Source organism: Streptomyces sp. NPDC048461 (assembly GCF_055587105.1).
The window spans coordinates 179781-205091 of sequence record NZ_JBVJGW010000008.1 but is presented as its reverse complement, the minus strand read 5'-3'; the positions used below and the strand labels follow the sequence as shown (position 1 = coordinate 205091).

The window sequence follows — 25311 nt, the reverse complement described above, 5'->3', positions numbered from 1 at the left end:
TCCTGTGTAGGGTCTAGACCAACTGGTTCCAGTACACGATACCTCGTTCCATTACGTGGAACGAACGGGAGGGTTCCTTGTCCTGCCACCCGTACGCGGTGATAGCCGCCCAGCGGCTGCTGCCGGTGCTGCGCAGCCCCGATGCCGACGCGGCCGTCCGGACGGCCTCGGCCCTGCTCGCCGCAGGCTGCCGCGCGGTCGAGCTGACCACCTCCACACCCGGTTGGGCCGACGCCGTCCGCCGCACGGTCCCGCTCGCGGACGCCCACGGCCGTCCCGCCCTGGTCGGCGTCGGCACCGTCTCCACCGCCGTCCTGGCCGAGGCCGCCCTGGACGCGGGGGCGGCGTTCCTGATCTCCCCGTACCCGGCCCCCGAGGTCCGGGCGGTCGCCGACCGCCGCTCCGCGGTGTTCATCGAGGGCGGCTTCACTCCGGGGGAGATCGCCGGGGCCGTCCGGTCCGCCGGCGCGGCGAAGGTGTTCCCGGCCCACGTGGGCGGCCCGCAGTTCATCCGCTCCCTCAAGGCCGTCCTCCCCGAGGCCCTGATCATCCCCACCGGCGGGATCCGGCCCGAGGAGGTGCGCACCTGGCTCGCGGCCGGCGCCGGTGCGGTCGGCATCGGGAGCGGGCTGCCGGAGGACCCCGGTGAACTGGCCGCCGTCTTTGCCGCGCTGGCGGGTCCCTGCTGCTCGGACTGCTCGGGGGCCGGGGCCGGCACCGTCGACGCGGGCGGCGTCGATGTCGCGGGAGGCATCGATATGGCGGGACGTGTCGGCGGTGTGGGCGACCGTGTCCGGGAGGGGCGGGCGTGACCGGGTACGACGTGCTCGTGCTCGGCGAAGTCCTCGTCGAGATCCACGCTGACGCCGCCCTGCGCGCCGCTGCCGACGGCACCCCGGCCCGCCTCTCCTACTCCGGCGACGCCCTCAACGCGGCGGCCGCCGCAGCGGCGGCAGGGGCCCGGACCGCCCTGCTCGCCGTCGTCGGAGACGACGAACTCAGCATCCCGCTGCTGCGCCGCGCCACCGAGCTCGGCATCGACGTCTCCCACGTGCGCCGCGCCCCGCGCCCCAACGGCGCCTACCTGCTCGGCGCCGACACCGAGGGCGACCGCGAGTTCGTCTACTGGCGCACCCACAGCGCCGGTTCCACCCTCTCGCCCGACCACGTCGACTCCTGGCGGACGCTGCTGACCGGCTCGAAGGCGCTCATCACCAGCGGGATCACCGGCGCGCTCTCGCGCGGGAGCCGGGACGCGGTGCTGGCCGCCGCCCGGACCGTGCACGGGGCCGGGGGGCACCTCTCGTACGATCCCAACTTCCGCTCCCGGCTGACCGGCCGGACCGAGGCCCGGGAACTGCTCGCCCGGATCGCCCCGCTCACCGGGCTGCTCAAGACGTCCTGCCCCGCCGACGCGCTCGCGCTCCTGGACACGGCCGACCCGCGGACGGCCGCCGCCCGCTGTCGCGCGCTCGGCGCCCGTACGGTGGCCGTCACCGCCGGCGCGGGCCCGCTGCTGTTCGACGACGGCGGACGGGTCGCCCACCACCCCGTACCCGTCAACCCCGCCCCCGTCGACGCGACCGGCGCGGGGGACTGCTTCACCGGTACCGCCACCGCCCGGATCGCCCTCGGCGACCACCTCGCGGACGCGGTGGCGTACGGCATGGCCGCGGCCTCCCTCTCGGTGTCCGGGCGCGGGGGCACCGGGTGCGTCCCGGCGTTCGCGCAGACGGCGGCGCTCGCCGCGGCCCACGGAGGGGGTCTCGCCGACGGGGCGGTCCGGTAGCGGGGGCGGGGCGGGCCGGCCGGGGCGGGCCGGGGCGGGGGCCGCGGGGTCCGTTACGCCGTCGGCTCCGCCGGGCTCAGGAGCGCGATCTCCTCGGGCGAGAGCCTGACGGCCCCCGCCGCGAGGTTCTCCTCCAGGTGGTCCGGGTTGCCGGTTCCCGGAATGGCGAGGACGTGCCGTCCGCGGCCCAGCGTCCACGCGAGGCGCAGCTGCGCCGCCGAGACGCCGTGGGCCCGGGCCACGGCGCGCACCCGCTCGCCGTCGTCCGCGATCACCCCCGCCTCCCGGCCCGCCCCGGCGATGGCGAAGAAGGGGACGAAGGCGATGCCCTGTTCCCCGCACGCGTCGAGGAACGCGTGGTCCTCGGCCGGGGAACCGATCCCGTACGGGTTCTGCACGCACACCACCGGCGCGATGGCCCGGGCCTCGGCGAGGTGGTCGGGCCGGGCGTTGGACAGGCCGAGGTGGCGGACGAGCCCGGCCGTCCGGAGCTCGGCGAGCGCGCCGAAGTGTTCGGCGATGGACCCGGTCGTCTCACGGCGCGCGATGCGCAGGTTCACCACGTCCAGGTGGTCACGGCCCAGCTGGCGCAGGTTCTCCTCCACCTGCCCGCGCAGCTGCCCGGGCTCGGCCCACCACCACGTGCCGGACGCGTCGCGGCCCGGTCCGACCTTCGTGGTGATGACGAGGTCGTCGGCGTACGGGGCGAGCGCCCGGTTGATCAGCTCGTTCGCGGAGCGCAGCGCGGAGAAGTAGAACGCGGCGGTGTCGATGTGGTTCACGCCGAGCTCGACGGCGCGCCGCAGGACCCCGGTCACGCGCGCGCGGTCCGAGGGGGAGCCGTCGGCGAGGTGCGTGAGGCGCATCGCGCCGAAGCCGATCCGGTTGACGGTGAGGTCACCGAGCTGCCAGGTTCCCGCGGAGGACACGGTGATCGTTTCTGTGCTCATCGGGCGACCGTACCGGGTGCCCCCGGCCCGGCACGGCCGACGGCCCGCACGGCCCCGGCGTGCGCGGGGTCGTACGGGCCGTGCGGCCGTGCGGGGTGATACGTGGTGTGACGCCGCCGGGCCGGATCGGTGTCCGCGGCCCGGCGGCGCCGGTCTGCAGGGCCCCCGAAGGGGCGCCGGTCAGCGGCCGCGCAGGCCGCGGTCCACGGCGGTGATCAGCTCGCCGTCGGCGGTGTCCGCGTCGAGCGACCAGAACATCGCGCCGCCCAGGCCCTCTTCGCGTACGTAGGCGGTCTTCGTGCGCAGCACCTGCGGGTCGTCGTACGTCCACAGCGTGGTGCCGTCGAACAGCCAGGCGTGGCCGCCGCGACGGTCGCGGTGAACCTGGTAGGACCCGGAGGACGCGAGCTTCTTCAGCTCCTTGTAGTCCTCGTACCCGGCGGCCCAGGTGGCCGGCGCCGGGCCGGTGGCCGGCTGGCCCATGCCGTCCCCGCCGCCGCTGACACCGGTCCAGCCCTGCCCGTAGAACGGCATGCCCACCACGAGCTTGTGGGCGGGCGCGCCGCGCCGCTTCCAGGCCTCCACCGTGCCGTCGACGCTGAAGTCGTTCCGGGCGCGGAGCGCGGACTGCTGGGCCGTGGTCGCCTCGCCGGAGACGTGGAAGTCGTAGCCCTGGAGGTTCACGAAGTCGAAGTCGCGCATGATCCGGCGGACGTCGAAGCCCGCGTCGATCTTGGCCGTCGCCGTCGGCACGTAGGCCGTCAGCTCGTACTTCGTCTTCCGCTTCTGGCTCTTGGCCAGCGCGTCGAGCTGGGTGCGGAACTCCTTGACGAGCGCGGTGAAGTTGGCCTTGTCCTCCGGCCGGAACTTGGTGTCCGCGTCACCGGCCGAACCGGGCCACTCCCAGTCGAGGTCGATCCCGTCGAACACGCCGGCCGCGGCGCCGACGCCGCCGCGGGCGCCGTCCTGCGGCAGGTTCCCCTTGATGTAGAGGTCGATGCAGGAGGTCACGAGGGCCTTGCGGGAGGCGGGCGTCAGCGCGGCGTCCGAGAAGTGCGTGGACCAGCTCCAACCACCCAGCGAGATGAGGGCCTTGAGGCCCGGGTGCTTGGCCTTCAGCTCGCGCAACTGGTTGAAGTTGCCGGCGAGCGGCTGGTCCCAGGTGTCCGCCACGCCGTCCACGGAGTTGGCGGCGTCGAGGGGCCGGGCGTAGTCGGCCCAGGCGTCGGCCTCACCGGGAACGTTGCCGGTGAAGCACTTGCCGTCGGCGCTGACGTTGCCGAAGGCGTAGTTGATGTGGGTGAGCTTGCCGGCGGAGCCGTTCGCGTCGAGGTCCTGGACCTGGAAGTCCCGTCCGTAGACGCCCCATTGGGTGAAGTAGCCGACCTTCTTGTACGAGCGGTCGTGCCCCTTCCCCGCGTCGCCGTGCGCACCGGCGGAGGGTGCGAAGGCGGTCAGCAGGGAGAGGGAGCAGGCGGCGACGGCCAGTTTGCCGAGCATGCTGCGGCGCATGGGCTTCCTTTGCGGATGCGGGGAGTGGGGCGTGAGCGCGTGCGCGGTGCATGCCGGAAACTATTGGTCTGGACCAGAGCGGTCAAGGGGGTGGCCTGAAATCGGTGCGGTGCGGGTGTCCCGGCCGGGAGCCCGCAGGCCACCGAGGCGGGGGCGGCGACCCGGCGCGCGGGTCCTTGTACGGCCCCTCCTGCCGCCCCTCCTGCAGCCCCTCCGCCCGGCCGGGCCGGGGCGTCGGCCGCGCTGGGCCCCGAGGGCTCGTAGGCTGGTCGGCAGCCTACGGGAGGACGCCCCATGCAGCCCCAGACGCTGGAAGCCGGCGACCCGCTCGCCGTCTCGGTCACGGCCGCCATCCGCGACGGCGACCTGCCCGCACTGCGGAGCCTCCTGGAGGACCACCCCGCGCTCGCGAGCGCCCGCATCGTCCGGCGCGGCGAGGCGGCCGGCGAGCGCAGCCTCCTGCACATCGCGACCGACTGGCCCGGGCACCACCCGCGGACCGCCGAGGTCATCCGTACCCTGGTGGCCGCGGGCGCCGACCCGGGGGCCCGGTTCGTCGGGGCACACGCCGAGACTCCGCTCCACTGGGCCGCCAGCAACGACGACGTCGGAGCCGTCGACGCCCTCATCGCGGCCGGCGCCGATGTCGAGGCCCCGGGAGCGGTCCTCGGCGGCGGTACCCCGCTCACCGACGCCTGCGGCTTCGGCCAGTGGCGCGCCGCCCGCAGGCTCCTGGACCACGGCGCCCGCACCGGCCTGCAGGAGGCGGCGGCCCTCGGCCTCCTCGACCGGGTCGCCCGCCTCCTCGCGTCGGGAAGCGGCCCGGAAGAGGTGACGAGCGGCTTCTGGGCGGCGTGCCACGGCGGCCAACTGTCCACGGCGCGATACCTGTTGTCTCAAGGAGCGGACGTCAACTGGATCGGCCACGACGGGCTGACACCGCTCGGCATCGCTCTGAGCAGCGAGAACGCCGAGCTGATCGACTGGCTCAAGGCGGCCGGTGCGCACGTCGCCGCCGAAATTCCACCCGGTTGACCGCAGAAATCAGTGGATCTTCAGACCCCGTCGTGTCATGGTTGGTTTCACCGAAGGGGTGTAGCTCAGCTGGTCAGAGCGCCGGTCTCCAAAACCGAAGGTCGCAGGTTCGAATCCTGCCGCCCCTGCCATCAGTTCACGTCCCGTCACGTGAGCGCCCCGTGCCGTACGCCGTGGGGGGGGGGGGGGGGCGCCCGCCGCCCCCGCCCCCCGCCGCTCCGCCCGCCCCCCCCCCCGCGGGGGGCCCCCCCCCCCCCGCCCCCCGCCCCCACGGTGCTGTCCGGGAGCCGAGCTAGGAGGCCGCGTCCTCCTGGTACCCGTACGGGCGGGTGATGATCTCCATGCCGTGCCCGGCGGGATCCGTGAAGTACACGCCGCGGCCGCCGTCGTGGTGGTTGATCTCGCCGGGGTGCTTGCCGTGCGGGTCGGCGAAGTACGGAACTCCGGCCGCCTTGATCTGCTCGAACGACGCGGTGAACTCCTCCTCGGACAGGAGGAACGCGTAGTGCTGCGGGGTGATGGACCCGGCCGGGATGGTCGCGAAGTCGAGAACGACGCCGTTGGCGAGGTCGAGGGGGATGAAGGGACCCCATCCGGTCCCGACCTTGAGGCCGAGTACGCGGGCCAGGAACTCGGCGGACTCCCGGTTGTCACGGGAATGGACGATCGTGTGGTTCAGCTCTACTGCCATGGGTGGATGCCTCCGAAAGGCACGTCCCGGCGCCTCCATGTCTCACCCGGTCGGTGACCGACACGCGATGCCGTGATCGCGATCCTAGACAGTGGGTCCGGGGACGTCCAGCGGCTGACGGCTCCCGGGCACGGCGTGCACGGGGTGACGCGGCCCGTCTGGAAAACCCGGCAGCCGTGCGGGAACAGCAGGCCCTGGCGACACGGTTGCATCGAACGCGGGGCCGGCGCCGCACGGGCAACGGACACGAAGGCCACAAGGCCGTCCGTTTCACCGGGATCCGGCCCCGCGGTCGCGGTGAACCTGCCGTACCTGAACCAACCCGAATGTCCGTAGGAGGACTCCATGACTGACCGCCCCTTGACGCTCATGGCTGTACACGCGCACCCCGACGATGAGGCCACCAGCACCGGAGGTGTCCTCGCGCGGTATGCGGCGGAAGGCATCCGCACGGTTCTGGTGACGTGTACCGACGGCCGTTGCGGTGACGGACCGGGGGGTGTCAAGCCCGGCGATCCCGGACACGATCCGGCGGCCGTGGTCGTGATGCGCCGACAGGAGCTGGAGGCGAGTTGTGACGTCCTGAAGGTCGGCGACCTGGAGGTGCTGGACTATGCCGACTCCGGGATGATGGGCTGGCCGAGCAACGACCTTCCCGGATCCTTCTGGCAGACCCCCGTAGAGGAAGGCGCTGCCCGACTTGCCGAACTCATGCGGCATTACCAGCCCGATGTGGTCGTCACGTACGACGAGAACGGGTTCTACGGCCATCCCGACCACATCCAGGCCCATCGCATCACGATGGCAGCGCTGGAGATGACCGCGCTCACGCCGAAGGTGTACTGGACGACGATGCCCCACTCGGGGATGCGGCGGTTCGGTGAGATCATGCGCGAGTTCCACGAGGACATGCCGGAGCCGGATCCCGCCGAGGCCGCAGCGATGGCGGAGATCGGCCTCCCCGACGACGAGATCACCACGTGGGTGGACACCACCGCGTTCAGCGGCCAGAAGTTCGATGCGCTGGCCGCGCACGCCAGTCAGGGCGAGAACATCTTCTTCCTCAAGATGGGCAAGGAGAGGTTCGGCGAGCTGATGGGCACGGAGACTTTCGTACGCGTCAAGGACGCCACCGGCGCGGCCGTGCCCGAGACCGATCTCTTTGCCGGACTGCGCTGACCTGCCTCGGGCGCTCACCGTCCGGGTGGATGGCGGACCGTGCCCATCGCTCTGAGGGGAGCGCCGGGGGAGAGGCTCGGGGGGCGGTCTCACTTCTATTGCCGATCGCGATTGTTCATAGACTGGCGGAGTGGAGGACATCGATGCGATCGCGGCGCTGCAGGATCCTGTGCGGCGCCGCCTGTACGAGTACGTGGTGGCGCAAGGCCGCGAGGTCGGCCGCAACGAGGCCGCGGAGGCGGCCGGGGTGGCGCGCACGCTCGCGGCGCACCACCTCGACCGGCTCACCGACGCCGGGCTGCTGGAGAGCGGCAGCCGCAGGCTGACGGGCCGGTCGGGGCCGGGGGCGGGCCGTCCCGCCAAGGTGTACACGCGGGCCCGCACCGAGCATGCGGTGTCGCTGCCCGCCCGCGACTACCGCACCGCCGCCGAACTCCTCGCCGAGGCGGCCGAGGAGGCCGGCCTGGATGCCGGGCTGTGCGCGGCCGCGCGTCGGCGGGGCGAGGCGCTGCGCGGTGCGGGCGCCCCCTGCGGCGATCTTGCCGAGGCGGTGGAGGTGCTGGCCGCCCGCGGCTACGAGCCGTACTGCGAAGCCGCGGACGCGGGGCCGGATGCCGGCGGAGCGGCCGACGGCGGGGGTGCCGATCGGGGAGCGGGAGCGGCCGCCCGCGTCGTCCGGATGCGCAACTGCCCTTTCCACGCGGTCGCCGAACGCTTCCCGCCCCTGGTGTGCGGCATGAACCTCGCGCTGCTGGAAGGTCTGCTCGGCGAGGGCGGGCCGGTGCGCGCACGACTGGATCCCCGGCCGGGAGAGTGCTGTGTGGTGGTGGAAGATTCTAAAGACAATGATCGTTGACATAGAAAAGGGTGCCGTGCTGGGATGAGGCCATGACCGCGCCCCCGCACGCCATGCACCTGGCCCAGCTCAACGTCGCCGTCCTCCGCCACCCCATCGACGATCCGCGCATCGCCCCGTTCGTCGCCATGCTCGACCCCGTCAACGCCGCGGCCGACGGTGCGCCCGGCTTCGTGTGGCGGCTGGTGGAGGAGGGGGCGCCGGACGCCACCGGTCTGCGTCCGGCCGGCGAGGACGTCATCGTCAACCTGTCGGTGTGGGAGAGCCAGGAGTCACTGTGGGACTTCGCCTACCGCAGCGGGCACCTGGAGGTCATGCGACGCCGTCGTGACTGGTTCGAACGGCACGTCGAGGCGCACCTGGCGCTGTGGTGGGTCCCCGCCGGTCACACTCCGACCGTCGGTGAGGCCTTGGAGCGGCTGGCGGACCTGAGGGCGCACGGGCCGTCGCCGCGCGCGTTCACCTTCGCCTCCTCCTACACGGCCGAGGAGGCCGCCCGGCACGTGCGAACCGCACCGGCAGAACCGGGGTAGGCCGTTCCCAGGTGCGCTCGGCCGACTACTCGCCCACCGCTCCGTCGATCGCTTCGCGCAGCAGGTCGGCGTGGCCGTTGTGGCGCGCGTACTCCTCGATCATGTGGGTGAGGACGTAACGCAGCGAGATGGGTTCGCCCCGGAAGCTGACGGTGTCGTCGAGGGAGCTGAAGGACGCGGCGACGGCACGGGCACGGGCGCACTCCTCGCGCCAGACCCGGAAGGCCTCGCCGACATCGGCGTCCTCGACGTGGAACTCGGCGAACGTGCCTTCGGCCTCGCCGGGCCAGGGCGCCTTGACGTCCTCGGCGTTCACGATGAAGCGGAACCAGCTCCGCTCGACCGAGGCCGCGTGACGCACCAGGCCCAGGAGCGTGAGCCCCGAGGTCGGGAGTACCTTCCGCTTCAGCTGCTCGCCGGTCAGATCCGCGCACTTCACGGCCAGGGTTGCCCTCTGGTAGTCGAGGAACGAGATGAGCGACGCACGGTCGTCGGCCACCTTCGAGGGGTGTATGCGCTGGTCATCGGTCATCGGGCGATCATGGCAAGGACGCGTACGCGCCGGCCACCCCGGTCCGAAGAGCGGACACCGACGCCCACTGGACCCACCCCCCCCTGCCTCTACGGGAGGGAGTTCGGCGACAGGGAGCCCCGCGGCCGGGGCGATGTGTGTCCCCGGCCCGGCCCGGCGCCTGCGTCGTCCGCCCCACGGGCGGTGGACCGGGCCACCTCCACGAGGAGGCGGACCGGTCCGCCGGCCAGACCGAGCAGGGGGAGCGGGCTCCGCTCAGCGGCCGTCGATCAGTGCTTCGGCCAGCTGCGGGGAGAACACGCCGGCGGGCGGGGACCCGGCCGGGCACTGCGAGGAGTTGCCGTCGGAGTCGCCGGGGCTCTTCAGCCAGAGCTGGTACTCCGCACCGCCCGCGCTGCCGGCCCGCGACGTCACGCCGAGCTTGCGCCGGACCGGGTTGCAGAAGCCGACGTGGCCGCTGCCGGGGGAGCCGGGGACGACGTGGGCGCCGTTGCCGTTGCGGGAGGTGTCCACCACCCACCGGGTGGTGAGGCCGAAGTCCGTCTTGAGCTGCGCCGCCAGTCGCTTCGCGTAGTCGTCGGCGACGGCGGTGTCGTCGAAGTTGGAGACGTTGACGGAGACGCCGCGGGCCAAGGAGGCCCCGGAGCGGTTGAGCAGGTAGGCCATCTTCTTGAGGCCGATGCCCTGGGCGCCGCTGAGGTCCGGTCCGAGGGTCCAGGTGGCATTGCCCGCGTCGAGGTAGGTCTGCACGAGCGCGCCCTGCTGCTGGAGGTGCTGGGTGGCGTACCACAGCATGTCGAAGCGCTGTTCGGCCGTGCCCTTCATGCAGGCGTCGTCCGAGGACTGGGCCACCGCGTCCGGCTCCAGCACGACGATCGCCGGACGGCCCGCGATGCCCCGCGCGAACTTGTCGGCCCACGCCTTGTACAGGTCGGGCGAGCCGGCGCCGCCCGAAGAGGCCCCGCCGCAGTCCCGACCGGGGATGTTGTAGGCGACCAGCACCGGCACCTTGCCCTGCGCCGCGGCTGCCCCGACGTAGTCGGACACTTCGGTCTGGATGCCGGTGGCCGCATTGCCGTCCGCGTCCCAGTCCCCGAACCACTTGACGGTGTTCCGGTCCGCGATGGCCGCCTTGATCTTGGCGGCCCGGGCGTCACCCGGGTTGTTCCCGACCCAGGTCGCGGCGTTGTTCGCGGGGTCCACGTAGAAGCCCTCGCGGGCGGTGGACGTGGTCAGCGAGACGTTGTCGATGACGATGTCCGTCGTGACCGGCCGGCCACCGAACTGGAACGTGATGGCTCCGGTCGTCGTGTCGATGCCGGAAGTGAACGGCATGGTGAAGCGCTGGGAGGCTGTCGTCAGATCGACGGTCCGGTCCAGCGCCGCCGTGTGGGGTGCCGCTCCGAGCTGGGCGGTCGTACGCATCTTCGCCGGCACCGAGGCCCTGGCGTCGAAGGACAAGGTGTAGGCGACGCCGGGACGGAGACGGACGTCGTCCTGCCCGATCATCGCGTCCCACAGCTTGCCGGTACCTCCGTTGACGGTCGCGACCGCCGCCCCGCCCGCGGCGGCCAGGGTGGCGCCGCTGGACCACCAGTCGGCGGTGCCGGGGGCGAACGTGCCGTTCTTCGCCAGCTCGCCGTAGAGCGCCTGCGGCGCGGCCGCGGCAGCCGGAGCCGGAGCCGCGGCAACCGGAGCCGCGGTGGAGGACGGGGCGAGCGATGCCAGCAGAGCGGTGGCCAGCACCGGAACGGCGACCGCCGGGAGCAGCCTGGGCCTCGCAGTCATGGGAGCCTTCTTTCTTCGGTCGTGACGGGCCGGTGATGACGGGCCGGCCGTAACGGCGCGGAGGCATACCCCGATGAAGGCTCCCCTCGTGCGTCTACCGAGCCCTCCCCCGTCGCACGAACCCCGCTCCATGATCACCTGGCGTTGCGTCACGAGACCACAGGGGACGGTGATGTGTGACCTCTCCCACAGCCCCATCGGAGAAGGAGGAAGCCAGTTCGCCCGCCGGATCGCAAGGCGGGGTTCTGCCGCCCGCGTATGTCGACGGGGCGACGGAAGGCCGGCCGTCGGCGCCGGCCCGGTGCTCTGGTTCCTCCGCCCGGCCGTTCAGGCGCCGCCGTACACCGCCTCGACGTTGTCCCGTGCGGGACGCGTCCGGCCCGCCGGGCCTGCCGCGAAGTGCCGCAGGAGGTTCTCCGTCACTTGGCTGGTCAGCGCCCCCGCCCGCGCGTCCAGGCCGTGGTTGGCGCTGCCGGAGCCGTCGCCGTGTGCGTCCAGGGCCTCCACCCACCGCATCGTCCCGGTCGCGAACACCCCCGCACCGCCCGGCGCCGTGTAGTACGCCGTGTCCTGGTGGCTGGGCCGGCCCTCGCATACCACCGGGGAGTGGGCGAGTATCTCGATCGGGCGGGGCGTGGGGGAGCCGGTGTCGACCTTGTCGTACTCCACCCCGACCAGGTGGGCGAACCGGTCGCCCGCCCGTACCCCGGTGCCCTCGAACAGCCAGTGCTCCGGATGGGTCACCACGTACGGGGCGTCCACCGGGTAGCCGTCGTACATCACGCCCAGCAGCGAGCTCTCCGGGTCCGGGGCGGGCGCCGCACGGAAGTCGGCCGTGGCCGGGTGGCCCCTGCGGAAGCCGGGATCCTGGGCGAACGAGGTCTTGTAGCAGACCACCGTCCGGTCCGGCCCCAGTTCCGAAGCCTCCAGGCGGATGCGCCGGTAGCAGCAGTTCGCACCGAGGAACGCGAGGTTGGTACCGGTGTCGCGGGCCGCGGTGACGTGGGCCCGCTGCTCCGGCGACCAGTACTCGTCGTGCCCGAGGGAGAGCACCGCCGACGCGCCCTCCAACAGGCGCTTCTCCCGGGCCACATCGACGGTCGTCGCGTAGGCCAGGGGTATGCCGAGCCGCTCGGCGAGCGCGATCAGCGGGGCCTCGTACTCCAGGAACAGACCCGCGCCGTCGTCGTACGCGTACGGCCGGTCGAAGGTCACGGCGAGCGACCGCGAGGCATACCCGCCGCTCGGGCCGTCGTAGCTGCCGTAGCCGCCCCACCGGTTGTACGCCTGCCAGGTGGCGACCGCGTTGACCACCACCGTACGGCCCGCCGTCGCAGCCGAACGCACGGTCAACGGCACGAAGCGCCGGCCTCCCTCGCCGCCCTGCGCGTCGAGCCGCAGGAGGTAACAGCCCTCGGGCCAGCCCGTGGTCTCGAGGGTGGTGGTACGGGCCCACTGGGTGCGCACCATCCTCGTCCCGGAGTCCACCGTCCGCTCCGGCTGCCGGGTTCCCGCAAGCGCCTCGGAACGCCACACGAGCCGGGCCCTGGCCCCGCCGTACCAGCCCATGCGGTAGGCGGAGACGGTGAACCGGGGTGCGGTGGTGGACACGTGCAGCCCGAGGGGCTCGCCGGGCAGGACGCTCACCCGGTCCGCGAAGCCCTCGATGGCCCGGTCCGGCCCGGGCTCGGTGATCCGCCAGTCGGGGTCGCCCGGCCGGGCGTTCTCGGCCGCGACGTCGAACCCCGCCGTCCGGGGCGCCGAGGGTGCACCCTCGGGCGCTGCCGATCCGTCGCCGGGCTTCCCGCGCTGCCCGTCGGCAGCACGGTCCCCGCCTGCTGGCCCGTCGCCGTCCCCACAGCCGGCCACGGTTCCGAGACCGGCGGCGGTGGCAGCCCCCGTCGCAAGGGCGAGGAACCGCCGCCTGTCGGCGCGTTCGCCGTACCCGTCCATGTGGTCCTGATCCATGCGGAGCACGCTATGCCAGCGCCGGAACCCGTCCCGGACCACCCCTCCCGCCACCCGCGAACCGCGCGGGGGTGCGCCGGGGAGCCCCGGCGGCCGTTCCGCGGAGCGCGCTCACCGAGGTCTCCGGGGGAGCGGTCGGCCCCAGGCGCTCTCCTCAGTCGACGTGCTCGCGGTAGCGCTCGATCACCTCCCGCAGTACTTCCGTGCCGTCCCGCGCCCACAGGCCGGGGTTGAAGATCTCCACTTCCACCGGCCCGCGGTATCCCGCCGTGTCGGCCAGCTCGCGGAACGCCCGCAGATCGACGCAGCCGTCGCCGAGCTGCCCGCGCCCGAGCAACACGCCTTCCGGGAGCGGCGTCACCCAGTCGGCCACCTGGACGGACGTGATGCGACCGCCCCTGCCCGCCCGCCGTAGGTCGGCGGGCAACCTCTCGTCCCACCAGAGGTGGTACGCGTCGGCCACCACGCCCACCTGATCGGCCGGGAACTGCTCGGCGATGTCGAGGGCCTGCCCCAGCGTGGAGACCACGCAGCGGTCCGAGGCGAACATCGGATGCAGGGGCTCGATGCCCAGACGTACCCCGTGCGCGCCGGCCCAGGGTGCGAGCTCGCCGAGGATCTCGACGATCCGGAGCCTCGCCCCCGGCAGGTCGCAGTCGCCCGCGGGCAGGCCCCCCGACACCAGGACCAGGGTGTCGGCGCCGAGTTCGGCCGCCTCTTCCACGGCCCGGCGATTGTCGTCGAGCGCGAGCGCCCGGCCGGCCGCATCGGCGGCGGTGAAGAACCCTCCACGGCACAGCGAGCTGACGCGCAACCCGGCCCCCGCGACCAGCTTCGCCGTCTCCCGTACCCCGAATCCGCGGACCGGGTCGCGCCACAGGCCGACCGCGCCCACCCCGGCCGCCGTGCACCCGGCGACGAGCTCGGGCAGCGACCACTGGCGGACCGTCTCCTGGTTGAGGCTGAACCGTGCCGGAGCCGGGGCTCCTTCCCCGCTCACGAGGTCACCCCGTACACCGAGAGCAGCCGCCGCATGCGGTCTTCGGCGAGCTCGGGGTCCGGGAACAGCCCCAGCCCGTCCGCCAGCTCGTAGGCAGTGGCGAGATGGGGGAGTGAGCGGGCGGACTGGAGCCCGCCCACCATCCCGAAGTGATCCTGGTGGCCGGCCAGCCAGGCCAGCAGGACCACGCCGGTCTTGTAGAAGCGCGTCGGCGGAGCGAACAGATGTCTCGACAAGCGGACCGTGGGATCGAGCAGCTCCCGGAAGCCCGCCTGATCGTCGCGGTCGAGGGCGAGAGCGGCCCGGGCCGCGATCGGGGCGATCGGATCGAAGATCCCCAGCAGCGCGTCGCTGGCCAGCGCCCCGTCCCCGGCGATCAGCTCCGGATAGTGGAAGTCGTCGCCCGTGTAGCAGCGCACCCCGGCCGGCAGTCTCCGCCGGATGTCCACCTCCCGCTCCGCGTCCAGCAGGGACACCTTGACCCCGTCCACTTTCCCGGGCGACTCCGCGACGACCTTGAGGAAGACCTCCACTGCCTCGTCGAGGTCGACGCCGCCCCAGTAGCCGTCCAGTTCCGGATCGAACATCGGCCCCAGCCAGTGCAGAACCACGGGCGACGCGCTCTGTCTCAGCAACGTGCCGTAGACCTCCAGGTAGTCCTCCGGACCCCGGGCGGCCCCGGCCAGGGCGCGTGAGGCCATGAGGACGGCCCCCGCTCCACAGGCCTCGGTGTGCGCGAGTTGCTCCTCGTACGCCTTGGTGATGGCGTCGAGCGAGTGCGTCCGGCCCGGCTCCAGCTGGTCGGTACCCGCGCCGCAGACGATGCGCCCGCCCTGGGCCCGGGCCTCGGCCGCCGAGCGGCGGATCAGTTCCGCCGCGGTCGGCCAGTCCAGGCCCATGCCGCGCTGCGCCGTGTCCATGGCCTCGGCGACCCCGAGACCCTGAGACCAGAGGCGGCGCCGGAAGGCCAGCGTGGCCTCCCAGTCGACCAGGGGCGCCGCCTCCGCCGAGGCGGCCAGCGGATCGGCGACCACGTGCGCCGCCGCGTAGAACGTACGGCTGCGGGCCGGTGCGTGGGTCAGCGGCGCGAACGGGTCGGGATTCGGACGGTAGGGCCGGAACGAGCCGTCCGCCGACGGCAGCCGGATGCTCACAGGGTCACCTCCGGAACGGACAGACGGCGTCCCTCGGCGGAGGAGCGCAGACCGAGATCGGCCAGCTGTACCCCGCGGGCACCGGCCAGGAAGTCCCACTGCCACGGCTCGTCGAGCACGACATGTCGCAGGAAGAGCTCCCACTGCACCTTGAAGCCGTTGTCCGAGGGGGAGTTGTCCGGAGCCTCCTGCCAGTGGGCACGGAAGGACTCGCCCTGCGGCAGATCCGGGTTCCACACCGGCTTGGGCGTGGTGCCGCGGTGCTGGACGCGGCATCCGCGCAGGCCGGCCACGGCCGACCCGTGGGTCCCGTCCACCTGGAACTCCACCAGTTCGTCGCGGTGGACCCGCACGGCCCAGGAGGAGTTGATCTGCGCGACGGCGCCGCCCTCCAGCTCGAAGATGCCGTACGCCGCGTCGTCGGCCGTCGCCTCGTAGGGCTTGCCCTCCTCGTCCCAGCGCCGGCCGATGTGCGTGCGCGTCAGGGCCTGGACGGTACGCACGCGGCCGAAGAGCTCGTGCAGGAGGTATTCCCAGTGCGGGAACATGTCCGCGACGATTCCCCCGCCGTCCTGCGCGCGGTAGTTCCACGACGGCCGCTGGGCGGCCTGCCAGTCACCTTCGAACACCCAGTAGCCGAACTCGCCCCGGACGGACAGGATCTCGCCGAAGAACCCGCCCTCGATCAGCCGCTTCAGTTTCAGCAGTCCCGGCAGGAACAGCTTGTCCTGGACCACGCCGTGCTTGACCCCGGCGGCCGTCGCGAGCCGGGCCAACTCCAGCGAGGACGCGAACGACAGCGCGGTGGGCTTCTCGCAGTACACGTGCTTGCCCGCCGCCACCGCCTCCCGCACCGCCGACTCGCGGGCCCCGGTCACCTGGGCGTCGAAGTAGATCTCGACCTCGGGGTCCGCCAGTACGGCGGTCAGGTCCGTGCTGACGTGGTCCAGGCCGTGGCGCTCGGCGATGGCTCTGAGAGCGGGCTCCCGGCGCCCCACGAGGACCGGCTCCGGCCACAGCACCGTGCCGTCCCCCAGGTCCAGCCCGCCCTGCTCGCGCAGGGCGAGCAGGGACCGGACGAGATGCTGCCGGTACCCCATGCGGCCGGTCACGCCGTTCATGGCGATCTTGATCGTCCTGCGTTCCACGGTGTCCCCTCCTTGCTGAATCTCGGCTGGCGCTCCATAGAAAGCGCTTTCTCTTCTATCAGGCTAGGGCGTGCGATGGCGCAGGTGCAACACTCGTACGGGTGATAGAAAGCGCTTTCTGAATCGTGCACCATGGACTCACACGCCGGATGAGACGATGACCCGGGACGGAAAGAGGAGGGGTGCAGCATGGCGGTGACTCTCGCCGAGGTCGCGGCGCGGGCGGGTGTTTCGCCGGCCACGGTCTCCCGCGTACTGAACGGCGGATACCCGGTGGCCGGCGGCACGCGGACCCGTGTGGAGCAGGCGGTCGAAGACCTGGGATACGTGGCCAACGGCCCCGCCCGGGCACTCGCGGCAGCCACGTCCGACCTCGTCGGCGTGCTCGTCCACGATGTCGCGGACAGCTTCTTCGGGATCCTTGCCGGCTCCCTGCAGAGTGCGCTCGCTCCCACCGGCCCGTCGGACGGGCGCCGGCTCGCCGTCGTCTGCAACACACAGGGCGCCCCCGAGGCCGAACTGGCCTACCTCGCACTACTGGACGGCCAGCGCGCCGGCGGGATCGTCCTCACCGGCGGCGCGGCGGAGGATCCCGGACACACGGCCGCGCTCGCCGCACGGGTCACCCGCATGGCCGCGGGCGGTGTTCCCGTCGTCCTGTGCGGGCGCCCCCCGATGCCCCTGCCGGCCGACCTGCCCGTGGCCACGGTGATGTTCGACGACCGGGGTGGCGCCTTCCGGCTCGCCGAACACCTCCTGGCACTCGGCCACCGCCGCATCGCCTATGTCGCCGGACCCCCGGGGCTCAGCACCACCCGGGAGCGCCTCGAGGGACACAGTGCGGCCCTGGCGCGGCACGACCCCGGTCTGGCCGACGCCTGTGCCCCGCTCACGGTGCACGCCGGGTTCGAGCGGTCCGCCGGCTACGACGCCACCCGTGAACTGCTCCGGCGCGGGGAGCACTTCACCGCCGTCGCCGCCGCCAACGACACCGTTGCCACGGGTGTCGCCGCCGCCCTGCGGGACGCGGGGATACGGATTCCCGAGGAGGTGTCCGTCGCGGGCTTCGACGACCTGCCGTTCTGCGTGGACACGGCGCCCGCGCTCACCACCGTCCGGGTGCCGCTGCGGGAGGCGGGGACCCTGGTCGCCCAGCTGGTCACCGGGCGCCGACCCCTGCCGCCCGGCGGCCTCACCACCCTGCCCACCGAACTCATGGTGCGCGGCTCCACCGGGCCGCCTCCGGCGGAAGGGAGCCGCCCGTGAAGTACGCCTTCTCCACACTGGGGGTGCCGGGCGCCCCGCTCGACCGCAGCGCGGGCCTGGCGGCCATGCACGGGTTCGACGGCCTCGAACTACGGGCCCATGCCGAGGAGCCCCTGCATCCGGACAGTTCGCCCGCCGAGCGTGCCGCCGGGCGTCGGACTCTCGCCCGGGAGGGGGTGCGGGCCCTCGGGGTCGCCGGGTACGTCCGGGTGGCCGCCGCCGGGGCCGACGGGCCCGTCCTCGCCGATCTGCGCGACCTGGTTCGCCTCGCCGCCGACCTAGAAGCCCCGTACGTGCGGGTCTTCCCGGGCGGCGCCGAGCTGCCTGCGGCGGCCGCGGATGCCAATGCCGTACGGCGGCTGCTGGCCACCGCACCGTACGCGGAGCGCCAGGGCGTACGGGTGCTGCTGGAAACGCACGACTCCCACCGGACCGGGGCGGCGGTGGCGCGGGTGCTGGACCGGGTCGCCCAGCCGGGGGCCGGTGCGCTGTGGGACGTGCTCCACACCTGGCTGGGAGGCGAGACGCCGGCCGAGTCGCGGCGGGCCCTCGGGGAGCACGCGGGCTACGTCCAGGTGAAGGACGTGGCCTCGGCCCGGGAGCTCACCCCGGTCGGGCTCGGATCGGGGGTGTTGCCGCTCGCCGAGGTGGTGGCCACACTGCCGGCGGACGGGTGGGTCTGCTGGGAGTACGAGAAGCGGTGGTACCCCGAGGCGGCCGAGCTGGCCGGGCAGCTCGACCGGGGCCGGCGGTACCTCCAGGACCTGGAGGCGGGCCGACCCCCCGGAACTCCGGCCGACTAGCCGGATGGCCGAACGGGCGACGGGTCCCGTGGGACCCGCCCCGCCTCCAGCGCCCTGGCGGGGCCCCGGGCGCCTCTGCCACCGCGCCGGCGTCCTTCCCCGCCGCTGCTGTGGTGTGCGGGTCATGCGGGTCCGCTTGCCGGCCTGGGTCACGGGGCGCCGCTCCGTCCCGTGCCGCGGTGGTGTCCCGTCTCGCGCCCGTGCCGCGGTGGTGTCCCGCCCCACGCCCGTGCGGCGGTGGTGCCCCGTCTCACGCCCGTGCCGCGGAGGTGTCCCGCCTCACGCGCTGCCCTCCCTTACGTGCTGCCCGCCTGTGCCGGTGTCCCCTGGGGGCGCGGTGCGTCCCCTCGGGGATGCGTGCCTCGGCCCCGGGCCTGCCGTCGGCGTAGGTGGCCCGGCCGCGGCGGTGCCCCGTCCGAGGGGTGGGAGGGGCGATCGAAACGATCGGTTGTGGGGGAGCAGCCGTCGTGTCGTCAGGGGCGGATGGTCAGTCGCGGGAGGAGTTCCAGGTGCTGGCGGGGGCCGGCCTCCGAGTCCCCGTCCGCGAGCAGCCGGTCCAGCAGCAGTCCCGCAGCCCGCGCGCCCACCTCGTGCTTCGCGGGCGCCACCGCCGAAAGCGGTACGTCGGCCATGCCGGCCACCTCGTCGTCGTACGTGATCACGGCCAGGTCCTCCGGGACCCGCACGCCGCGCGCCGTGAGCCGCGGGATCAGCATGATCGCGTCCGTGTCGCTGTGGATCAGTGCCGCGGTCACCCCGCCCCCGGTCACCGCCGCGCACAGGTATTCCAGGGTCCGGGCGAAGAGGTCGGCCTCCGGCAGGGGGTCCGGTCCGGCCGCGGGCCACGGCGGGGCCTGCTCCAGTCCGAGGGCGGCCACAGCGGCCTCGTACCCGGCCCGCAGCCGTGCCGTCGTCGGGGTGGTCCGGCTGGCCAGGGCGATCCGCCGATGGCCCAGTTCGGCCAGGTGCTGCACGGCCCGGGCCGCCCCGTGGGCGTGGTCCGACGCGACCCGGTCCAGCGCCGCCGCCGGATGCCCGGGCGGAGCCCAGCGCTCCACCAGGACCGTCGGGACCGGGAGTTCCGCCGCCCAGGCGCCCTCCTCGGGCCCCGGCGACCCGGCCTCCCAGTTCGGCGTCAGCAGCAGTCCGTGCGCCCCGGTCGACACCAGCCGGTCCGCCTGGGTGCGGTCCTCGCCCGGGAGGTACCGGGTCAGTCCCACGGTCAGCCGGGCGCCGCGCGCCTCGACCGCCTCACGGGCGCCGCGGACGACGTCCGCGTAGTAGTACTCCGTCGTCGGCACCACCATCCCGACCACGAGTCCCTCCCCGCCGCCGGTGTGGCCCGCGGCGCCACGGGCGACGGCGCCTGCCGGAGACTGCGCCCCCGTCCGGTGGGCCGCCGGGCCGTGCGCCGGGTCCACCCGGCTGATCACCCCGTGCATGCGCTGGATCTCGCCCCGCGCCGTCATCGCCTCGATGTCCCGCCGCAGCGTGACGGGGGAGATGCCGAGCTCCTTGGCCAGGTCCGCCACGCGCACACTGCCGCGCGCCCGGACGAGGGCGAGTACGCGGGCCTGGCGCTGGTCTACGTGCGGTCTCAAGTGTCCCCCTGCTGTCTGCGCGGTCGCGGTGGGCCGGTCCGGCGCGGGAATCGGAGCGTACGGGTATGCGCGGCACGTACGGGTACGCGCGGGACGTACGGGTACGCCAGGGTGCGTGCGGGGCGCCCAGCGACATCATAAGCATTTGATTCGATCGAATCGATCGAATCTGATCAACTGGTCATTGACGGTGCCGCCAGTGCGTTCATATATTCGGTGGCGCCCGCACCCCGCAACTCACACCCACACCCACACCCACACCCACACCCACGCCCCGCACCCACACCACCCCCACGCGTGCACCCCACGCCGTCTCGACCTCTCCCGGGAGTCAGCGCATGCTCACGCACGACCAGGACGGATTCCGGCGCGCAGGCCGGCCCCACCGCATCGTTTCCGGGGCCCTGCACTACTTCCGGGTCCACCCGGACCTGTGGGAGGACCGACTGCGGCGGCTGCGCGCCCTGGGGGTGAACACCGTCGACACGTACGTCCCGTGGAACTTCCACGAGACGGCCCCCGGCAAGGCGGACTTCACCGGCCCGCGCGATCTCGCCCGCTTCCTGCGCCTGGCCCGGGACGCCGGCCTCGACGCCATCGTCCGGCCCGGCCCCTACATCTGCGCCGAATGGGACTTCGGCGGGCTGCCCGCGCGGCTCCTCGCCGTCGACGGCCTCCACCTGCGCTGCTCCGACCCGCGGTTCGAGGCCGAGGTGGACGGCTGGTTCGACGCCGTCGTCCCCGAACTGCTCCCCCTGCTCGCCGGCCGCGGCGGCCCGGTGGTGGCCGTACAGATAGAGAACGAGTACGGCTCGTACGGCGACGACGTCCGCTACCGCGCCCACGTGGAGCGGGCACTCGTCGAACGCGGCGTCGACTGCCTGCTCTTCACGGCGGACGGCCCCGAGGACGCCATGCTCCAGGGCGGGAGGGTCCCCGGCCGCCTCGCCACGGCCACCTTCGGAGCCCGGCCCGCCGAGCGCCTCGACGCCCTGCGCCGCTACCAGCGGACCGGCCCGCTCGCCGCCATGGAGTTCTGGATCGGCTGGTTCGACCACTGGGGCGAGGACCACCACGTCCGCGCGGTCGAGGACGCGGCCGGTGCCCTCGACGAACTCCTCGCCACGGGCGCGTCCGTCAACCTCTACATGGCCCACGGCGGCACCAACTTCGGCTTCTGGGCCGGCGCCAACCACACCGGTTCGCGGCCCGGCGAGCCCGGCTACGAACCCACCGTCACCAGCTACGACTACGACGCACCCATCGGCGAAGCCGGGGAACTCACGCCCAAGTTCCACGCGTTCCGCGAGGTCATCGGCAGGTACCTGCCCCTGCCCGACGGACCGCTGCCCGAGCCCCTGCCCCGCATGGCCCCCGCCCTCGCCGCCCCCGCCGGCACCGCGGCGCTGCTCGACGGCCTGGACCGTCTCGCCGGACCGCCCGTGATGCGTGCCGCGCCCGAGTCCATGGAGCGGCTCGGACAGAGCCACGGCCTGATCCACTACCGCACCTCGATCACCGGCCCGCGCCCCGCGATGCCCGTCCGGATCGACGGCCTCGGCGACCGCGCGTACGTCTTCGCCGACGGGGTCGCGCTCGGCGTCCTCGACCGCAACGCGCCCGACGAGGGCCTCGACCTGGCCGTCGGCGAGGCCGGCGTGGTCCTCGACGTCCTCGTACGGGCGCAGGGACGGGTCAACTACGGGCCGCTCCTCGACGACCGCAAGGGCATCTGGCGCGGTGTCCGGCACGGCCACCAGCAGCTCTTCGAATGGGAGATCCGCCCCCTCCCGCTCACCGACCTGACGTCGCTCGACTGGTCCCGCGAGCCCGCGGCGGGCCCGCCGGCCGGGGCGGGGCCGGCCTTCCACCGCTACCTCCACACCCCGGACGCCCCGGCCGACGCCTTCGTGGACGTATCCGGCTGGGGCACCGGCCTGGTGTGGGTGAACGGCTTCCTCCTCGGCCACTACGACACCCCGCGCGGCCCGCAGCGCACCCTCTACGCCCCCGGTCCCCTCTGGCGCGCCGGGGAGAACGAGATCATCGTCCTCGAATGCGAGCGCCCCGGCACCGAACTGCCGCTGCGCGACCGTCCCGACCTCGGCCGCCCCAAGGTCGTCACCCTCCAATGAGAGAAGCTCCGCACGTGAAGCGCACGAGCGCCCGTCTCGCCGACGGCCGCGAGATCCTCTACTACGACACCGACGGGGCCGCGGCCCGCGCCTTCCCCGACACCCGCCCCCTCGGCGCCGCCGCGAGCGCCTCGGAGGTCCGCCGCGACCCGCTGCTCGGCGACCCGGTGGTCATCGCCTCGCACCGCCAGGGACGTACCTACCACCCGCCCGCCGACGAGTGCCCGCTGTGCCCCTCCACCGGAGGGCGCGCGAGCGAAGTCCCGGCGCCCGACTACGAGGTGGCCGTCTTCGAGAACCGTTTCCCGTCCCTCGCCGGGGACACCGGCCGCTGCGAGGTCATCTGCTTCACGCCCGAGCACCTGACCTCCTTCGCCGAACTCGACGAGCGGCGTGCCGCCCTGGTGCTCGCCGCCTGGACCGACCGCACCGCCGACCTCTCCGCCCGCGAAGGCGTCCGGCAGGTCTACTGCTTCGAGAACCGGGGCGCCGAGATCGGCGTGACCCTCGCCCACCCGCACGGCCAGATCTACGCCTTCCCGTTCGTCACCGCCCGCACCACCCGGATGCAGGCCACCGTCGCGGAGCACCGCTCCCGCACCGGCGGCAACCTCTTCGACGAGGTCCTGGCCGGCGAACGCGCCGACGGCTCGCGGATCGTGCTGGAGGGGGAGCACTGGACCGCCTTCGTGCCGTACGCGGCCCGCTGGCCGTACGAGGTCCACCTCTACCCGAACCGCCGCGTCCCCGACCTGCCCGCCCTCGGCGAGGCGGCCCGCGCCGAGTTCCCCCGCGTCTACCTGGAGCTGCTGCGCCGCTTCGACCGGCTCTTCGACCGGCCCGAACCGACCCCGTACATCTCCGCCTGGCACCAGGCCCCGACGGGGAGCGGGCGCGAGGACTTCGCGCTCCACCTGGAGCTCTTCACGGTCCGCCGCACCGCGGACAAGCTCAAGTACCTCGCCGGCACCGAATCCGGCATGGAGGCCTACATGAACGACGTCCGGCCCGAGGACGCGGCCGCACGCCTGCGCGAGGTGGCGAGCCGGTGAGCGGGGCGGCCCGGGAGTTCCGGGAACTGTACGGGTACCTCCCCGAGGGGGTGTGGGCGGCGCCGGGGCGCGTCAACCTGATCGGCGAACACACCGACTACAACGACGGCTTCGTCCTGCCCTTCGCACTGCCGCAGCGCACGGAGGTCGCCGCCGCCCGGCGCGGTGACGGGATCCTCAGGCTCCACTCGGCCGACGCCCCCGCCGGGGCGGTCTCCCTCGACGTCGCCGGGCTCGATCCGGCGCGTCCCCCGCAGGGTGCCGCGAGCTGGGCCGCGTACCCGGCCGGGGTGGCGTGGGCGCTGCTGGACGCAGGCCTTCCGATCGGTGGCGGCGCCGACCTCCACGTCCGGTCCGAGGTGCCGACCGGGGCCGGGCTCTCGTCCTCCGCGGCCCTGGAAGTGGCCGCCGGGCTGGCCCTCGCCGATCTGTACGGGCTCGCGCCGACCCGCCCCGAGCTGGCGGCGCTCGCCCGGCGCGCGGAGAACGCGTACGTCGGGGTCCCGTGCGGGGTCATGGACCAGATGGCCTCCGCCTGCGCCACCGAGGGCCACGCCCTGCACCTGGACACCCGGAGCCTCGAACAGCTGCACATCCCCTTCGACTGCGCCGCGGCGGGCCTGCGCCTGCTCGTCATCGACACCCGGGTCAAGCACGCCCTGGCCGACGGGGCGTACGCGCAGCGCCGGGCGTCGTGCCACGAGGCGGCCGCCGTGCTCGGCGTACCCGCCCTGCGCGACCTGCCCTACGACGGGCTGGAGCGGGCCCTGGCGGGTCTCGCCGACCCCGTTCACCGCAAGCGCGTCCGACACGTCGTCACCGAGAACGAACGGGTCGTGCGGATCGTGGAGCTGCTGCGTTCCGGCGGGCTGCGGGAAGCCGGGCCGCTGCTGACCGAGGGACACGCCTCCCTGCGCGACGACTACGAGGTGTCCTGCCCGGAGCTCGACCTCGCCGTGTCCACCGCCACCGCGGCCGGGGCGTACGGCTCGCGGATGACGGGCGGCGGGTTCGGCGGCTCGGCGCTGGCCCTGATCGACGCGGACGCGGAGCCGGAGGTGGGCCGGGCGGTGACCGAGGCCTTCCGCGGGGCGGGCTACGCGCCGCCCCGCATCACGACGGCGGCTCCGTCGGCCGGCGCGGTCCGCCTGCGGTAGCCGCCCGCCGGGGCCCGGGGCCCGGGCCCCGGGCCCGAAGCGGTCGAATGGCACCACCCGGTGGAGCGAGCCCAGGGTGTCGCCCCGCTCTGCGAGCACCTCGGGTTCGGTGACATGGGGCAAGGCCCGAGGCGCGGTGGCCGTCAAGGTGCGGTGGGGTACCTTCGCGGTGATCACCGTGACGTCACGAGAGCGGAGAAACGGAACCCATGCGCTATCTCTCCCTGGGCAGTTCAGGTCTGCAGGTCTCCGCCGTCGGACTCGGCTGCAACAACTTCGGCGGCCGCCTCGACGCCCGGGCCACCCGCGCCGTCGTCGACGCCGCCCTCGAAGCGGGAATCACCCTCCTGGACACCGCCGACATCTACGGCGGTGGCGGCGGCTCGGAGCGCCACCTGGGACAGGCCCTCAAGGGCCGTCGTGACCAGGTCGTCCTCGCCACCAAGTTCGGCTTCGCGGGCATGGACATGGAGTACGGGCCCGCCGCGGGCTCGCGCGGCGGCCGGGCCTACGTCCGGCGCGCCGTCGAGGAGTCCCTGCGCCGCCTGGACACCGACCACATCGACCTCTACCAGCTGCACAGCCCGGACCCGGCCACGCCCGTCGCCGAGACCCTCACCGCACTCACCGAGCTCGTCGCCGAGGGCAAGGTGCGCTACATCGGGCACTCCAACTTCAGCGGCTGGCAGCTCGCCGAGGCCGCCCACGTCGCCCGCGAAACGGGTGCGGCGCCCTTCGTGTCGGCGCAGAACGAGTGGTCCCTCCTGCAGCGCTCCGCCGAGCGCGAGCTCGTCCCCGCCGCCCGGCACTACGGGGTGGGGGTCCTGCCCTACTTCCCCCTCGCCAACGGGCTCCTGACGGGCAAGATCCGCCGCGGTGCGCCCGTCCCGGCCGGCTCGCGCCTCGAAGGCCGCGACGGCTACCTCACGGAGGAACGCCTCGACGTGGTCGAAGGCCTGGCCGCGATCGCGGAGAAGCACGGGCGCAGCGTGCTCGAACTCGCCGTCGGCTGGCTCTCCGCGCAGCCCGGCTGTGCCTCCGTCATCGCGGGAGCCACCTCGCCCGAGCAGGTGCGGGCCAACGCGGCCGTCGCCGACCGTCCCCTGGACGCCGAGCTGCTCGCCGCGATCGAGGCCGTGGCACCGGGCGTCCCGGCGTGAAC

The 25311-nt window shown here is 73.6% G+C and carries 22 protein-coding genes and 1 tRNA gene; 13 read left to right on the top strand and 10 right to left on the bottom strand.

Going from position 1 to position 25311, the window contains the following annotated elements:
* Positions 1–77: 77 nt before the first annotated feature.
* Positions 78–812: a bifunctional 4-hydroxy-2-oxoglutarate aldolase/2-dehydro-3-deoxy-phosphogluconate aldolase gene (locus tag ACZ6S8_RS16690; RefSeq protein ID WP_469456333.1), complete on the top strand. Its 735-nt coding sequence runs from the start codon at positions 78–80 to the stop codon at positions 810–812.
* Complete coding sequence (locus ACZ6S8_RS16685; RefSeq protein ID WP_469456331.1) at positions 809–1789, top strand: sugar kinase; 981 nt, start codon at positions 809–811, stop codon at positions 1787–1789. The genes ACZ6S8_RS16690 and ACZ6S8_RS16685 overlap by 4 nt, the downstream gene beginning before the upstream one ends.
* Before the next feature lie 53 nt (positions 1790–1842).
* Here ACZ6S8_RS16685 and ACZ6S8_RS16680 read toward each other — a convergent pair whose 3' ends face one another.
* Together ACZ6S8_RS16680 and ACZ6S8_RS16675 are read right to left on the bottom strand one after the other, a co-directional pair.
* Positions 1843–2739 (bottom strand): aldo/keto reductase, encoded by an 897-nt coding sequence (locus ACZ6S8_RS16680; protein WP_469456329.1) that lies wholly within the window; start codon positions 2737–2739, stop codon positions 1843–1845.
* A 180-nt stretch (positions 2740–2919) separates the two neighbouring features.
* On the bottom strand, positions 2920–4251 hold the full coding sequence (locus ACZ6S8_RS16675; protein WP_469456327.1) for a glycoside hydrolase family 18 protein: 1332 nt from the start codon (positions 4249–4251) through the stop codon (positions 2920–2922).
* Between the two features lie 294 nt (positions 4252–4545).
* Here ACZ6S8_RS16675 and ACZ6S8_RS16670 point away from each other — a divergent pair, with 294 nt between their 5' ends.
* Both ACZ6S8_RS16670 and ACZ6S8_RS16665 read left to right on the top strand, forming a co-directional pair.
* Positions 4546–5286 (top strand): ankyrin repeat domain-containing protein, encoded by a 741-nt coding sequence (locus ACZ6S8_RS16670; RefSeq protein WP_469456325.1) that lies wholly within the window; start codon positions 4546–4548, stop codon positions 5284–5286.
* A 54-nt stretch (positions 5287–5340) separates the two neighbouring features.
* A tRNA-Trp gene (locus ACZ6S8_RS16665) sits at positions 5341–5417 on the top strand.
* 161 nt (positions 5418–5578) lie between these two features.
* On the opposite strand, the gene ACZ6S8_RS16660 is transcribed toward ACZ6S8_RS16665, so the two are convergent.
* Positions 5579–5977, bottom strand: coding sequence for a VOC family protein (locus tag ACZ6S8_RS16660; RefSeq protein WP_469456323.1), 399 nt, complete (start codon positions 5975–5977; stop codon positions 5579–5581).
* A 345-nt stretch (positions 5978–6322) separates the two neighbouring features.
* On the opposite strand from ACZ6S8_RS16660, the gene ACZ6S8_RS16655 reads away from it, so the two are divergent.
* The 3 genes from ACZ6S8_RS16655 (at position 6323) to ACZ6S8_RS16645 (ending at position 8545) form a co-directional block, all read left to right on the top strand.
* Positions 6323–7156, top strand: a complete 834-nt coding sequence (locus ACZ6S8_RS16655; RefSeq protein ID WP_469456321.1) for a PIG-L family deacetylase — start codon at positions 6323–6325, stop codon at positions 7154–7156.
* Between the two features lie 130 nt (positions 7157–7286).
* Complete coding sequence (locus ACZ6S8_RS16650) at positions 7287–8012, top strand: helix-turn-helix transcriptional regulator (protein ID WP_469456319.1); 726 nt, start codon at positions 7287–7289, stop codon at positions 8010–8012.
* Between the two features lie 32 nt (positions 8013–8044).
* A complete protein-coding gene (locus ACZ6S8_RS16645; RefSeq protein WP_469456317.1) occupies positions 8045–8545 on the top strand; it encodes a DUF3291 domain-containing protein in 501 nt (166 codons plus the stop codon).
* A 25-nt stretch (positions 8546–8570) separates the two neighbouring features.
* Here ACZ6S8_RS16645 and ACZ6S8_RS16640 read toward each other — a convergent pair whose 3' ends face one another.
* From ACZ6S8_RS16640 to ACZ6S8_RS16615, 6 genes are all read right to left on the bottom strand, one after another.
* Positions 8571–9077, bottom strand: coding sequence for a DinB family protein (locus ACZ6S8_RS16640; protein WP_469456316.1), 507 nt, complete (start codon positions 9075–9077; stop codon positions 8571–8573).
* A gap of 255 nt (positions 9078–9332) precedes the next feature.
* Positions 9333–10865, bottom strand: a complete 1533-nt coding sequence (locus tag ACZ6S8_RS16635) for a glycoside hydrolase family 6 protein (RefSeq protein ID WP_469456314.1) — start codon at positions 10863–10865, stop codon at positions 9333–9335.
* Positions 10866–11192: 327 nt separating this feature from the next.
* A complete protein-coding gene (locus ACZ6S8_RS16630) occupies positions 11193–12833 on the bottom strand; it encodes a N,N-dimethylformamidase beta subunit family domain-containing protein (protein WP_469456312.1) in 1641 nt (546 codons plus the stop codon).
* Between the two features lie 154 nt (positions 12834–12987).
* Positions 12988–13833, bottom strand: a complete 846-nt coding sequence (locus tag ACZ6S8_RS16625; protein ID WP_469456310.1) for a sugar phosphate isomerase/epimerase family protein — start codon at positions 13831–13833, stop codon at positions 12988–12990.
* Complete coding sequence (locus tag ACZ6S8_RS16620; protein ID WP_469456308.1) at positions 13830–14987, bottom strand: dihydrodipicolinate synthase family protein; 1158 nt, start codon at positions 14985–14987, stop codon at positions 13830–13832. Before ACZ6S8_RS16620 ends, ACZ6S8_RS16625 begins: the two co-directional genes overlap by 4 nt.
* Positions 14984–16108, bottom strand: a complete 1125-nt coding sequence (locus ACZ6S8_RS16615) for a Gfo/Idh/MocA family protein (protein ID WP_469456517.1) — start codon at positions 16106–16108, stop codon at positions 14984–14986. Before ACZ6S8_RS16615 ends, ACZ6S8_RS16620 begins: the two co-directional genes overlap by 4 nt.
* A 216-nt stretch (positions 16109–16324) precedes the next feature.
* Between ACZ6S8_RS16615 and ACZ6S8_RS16610 the strand changes: the two genes are divergently transcribed.
* Positions 16325–17401, top strand: a complete 1077-nt coding sequence (locus tag ACZ6S8_RS16610; protein WP_469456306.1) for a LacI family DNA-binding transcriptional regulator — start codon at positions 16325–16327, stop codon at positions 17399–17401.
* Entirely contained in the window at positions 17398–18204 is an 807-nt protein-coding gene (locus tag ACZ6S8_RS16605) for a sugar phosphate isomerase/epimerase family protein (RefSeq protein WP_469456304.1), read from the top strand. Before ACZ6S8_RS16610 ends, ACZ6S8_RS16605 begins: the two co-directional genes overlap by 4 nt.
* A gap of 473 nt (positions 18205–18677) precedes the next feature.
* On the opposite strand, the gene ACZ6S8_RS16600 is transcribed toward ACZ6S8_RS16605, so the two are convergent.
* Positions 18678–19805, bottom strand: a complete 1128-nt coding sequence (locus ACZ6S8_RS16600) for a LacI family DNA-binding transcriptional regulator (protein ID WP_469456302.1) — start codon at positions 19803–19805, stop codon at positions 18678–18680.
* 338 nt (positions 19806–20143) lie between these two features.
* Here ACZ6S8_RS16600 and ACZ6S8_RS16595 point away from each other — a divergent pair, with 338 nt between their 5' ends.
* The 4 genes from ACZ6S8_RS16595 to ACZ6S8_RS16580 all read left to right on the top strand — a co-directional run bounded on the left by ACZ6S8_RS16595 (position 20144) and on the right by ACZ6S8_RS16580 (position 25309).
* Positions 20144–21940, top strand: a complete 1797-nt coding sequence (locus tag ACZ6S8_RS16595) for a glycoside hydrolase family 35 protein (RefSeq protein ID WP_469456300.1) — start codon at positions 20144–20146, stop codon at positions 21938–21940.
* A gap of 14 nt (positions 21941–21954) precedes the next feature.
* Positions 21955–22992: a galactose-1-phosphate uridylyltransferase gene (gene galT, locus ACZ6S8_RS16590; protein WP_469456298.1), complete on the top strand. Its 1038-nt coding sequence runs from the start codon at positions 21955–21957 to the stop codon at positions 22990–22992.
* Entirely contained in the window at positions 22989–24149 is a 1161-nt protein-coding gene (galK, locus tag ACZ6S8_RS16585; RefSeq protein ID WP_469456296.1) for a galactokinase, read from the top strand. Before galT ends, galK begins: the two co-directional genes overlap by 4 nt.
* A gap of 209 nt (positions 24150–24358) precedes the next feature.
* Positions 24359–25309 (top strand): aldo/keto reductase, encoded by a 951-nt coding sequence (locus tag ACZ6S8_RS16580; protein ID WP_469456294.1) that lies wholly within the window; start codon positions 24359–24361, stop codon positions 25307–25309.
* Positions 25310–25311: the final 2 nt, after the last annotated feature.

What these genes read in the sequence shown, in the direction of transcription:
- ACZ6S8_RS16630 (WP_469456312.1), bottom strand. Translation starts at nt 12,833, where the DNA reads ATGGATCAGGACCACATGGACGGGTACGGCGAACGCGCCGACAGGCGG.
- ACZ6S8_RS16670 (WP_469456325.1), top strand. Translation starts at nt 4,546, where the DNA reads ATGCAGCCCCAGACGCTGGAAGCCGGCGACCCGCTCGCCGTCTCGGTC.
- ACZ6S8_RS16680 (WP_469456329.1), bottom strand. Translation starts at nt 2,739, where the DNA reads ATGAGCACAGAAACGATCACCGTGTCCTCCGCGGGAACCTGGCAGCTC.
- ACZ6S8_RS16645 (WP_469456317.1), top strand. Translation starts at nt 8,045, where the DNA reads ATGACCGCGCCCCCGCACGCCATGCACCTGGCCCAGCTCAACGTCGCC.
- ACZ6S8_RS16640 (WP_469456316.1), bottom strand. Translation starts at nt 9,077, where the DNA reads ATGACCGATGACCAGCGCATACACCCCTCGAAGGTGGCCGACGACCGT.
- ACZ6S8_RS16655 (WP_469456321.1), top strand. Translation starts at nt 6,323, where the DNA reads ATGACTGACCGCCCCTTGACGCTCATGGCTGTACACGCGCACCCCGAC.
- ACZ6S8_RS16580 (WP_469456294.1), top strand. Translation starts at nt 24,359, where the DNA reads ATGCGCTATCTCTCCCTGGGCAGTTCAGGTCTGCAGGTCTCCGCCGTC.
- ACZ6S8_RS16595 (WP_469456300.1), top strand. Translation starts at nt 20,144, where the DNA reads ATGCTCACGCACGACCAGGACGGATTCCGGCGCGCAGGCCGGCCCCAC.
- ACZ6S8_RS16635 (WP_469456314.1), bottom strand. Translation starts at nt 10,865, where the DNA reads ATGACTGCGAGGCCCAGGCTGCTCCCGGCGGTCGCCGTTCCGGTGCTG.
- ACZ6S8_RS16660 (WP_469456323.1), bottom strand. Translation starts at nt 5,977, where the DNA reads ATGGCAGTAGAGCTGAACCACACGATCGTCCATTCCCGTGACAACCGG.
- ACZ6S8_RS16615 (WP_469456517.1), bottom strand. Translation starts at nt 16,108, where the DNA reads ATGAACGGCGTGACCGGCCGCATGGGGTACCGGCAGCATCTCGTCCGG.
- ACZ6S8_RS16675 (WP_469456327.1), bottom strand. Translation starts at nt 4,251, where the DNA reads ATGCGCCGCAGCATGCTCGGCAAACTGGCCGTCGCCGCCTGCTCCCTC.
- ACZ6S8_RS16610 (WP_469456306.1), top strand. Translation starts at nt 16,325, where the DNA reads ATGGCGGTGACTCTCGCCGAGGTCGCGGCGCGGGCGGGTGTTTCGCCG.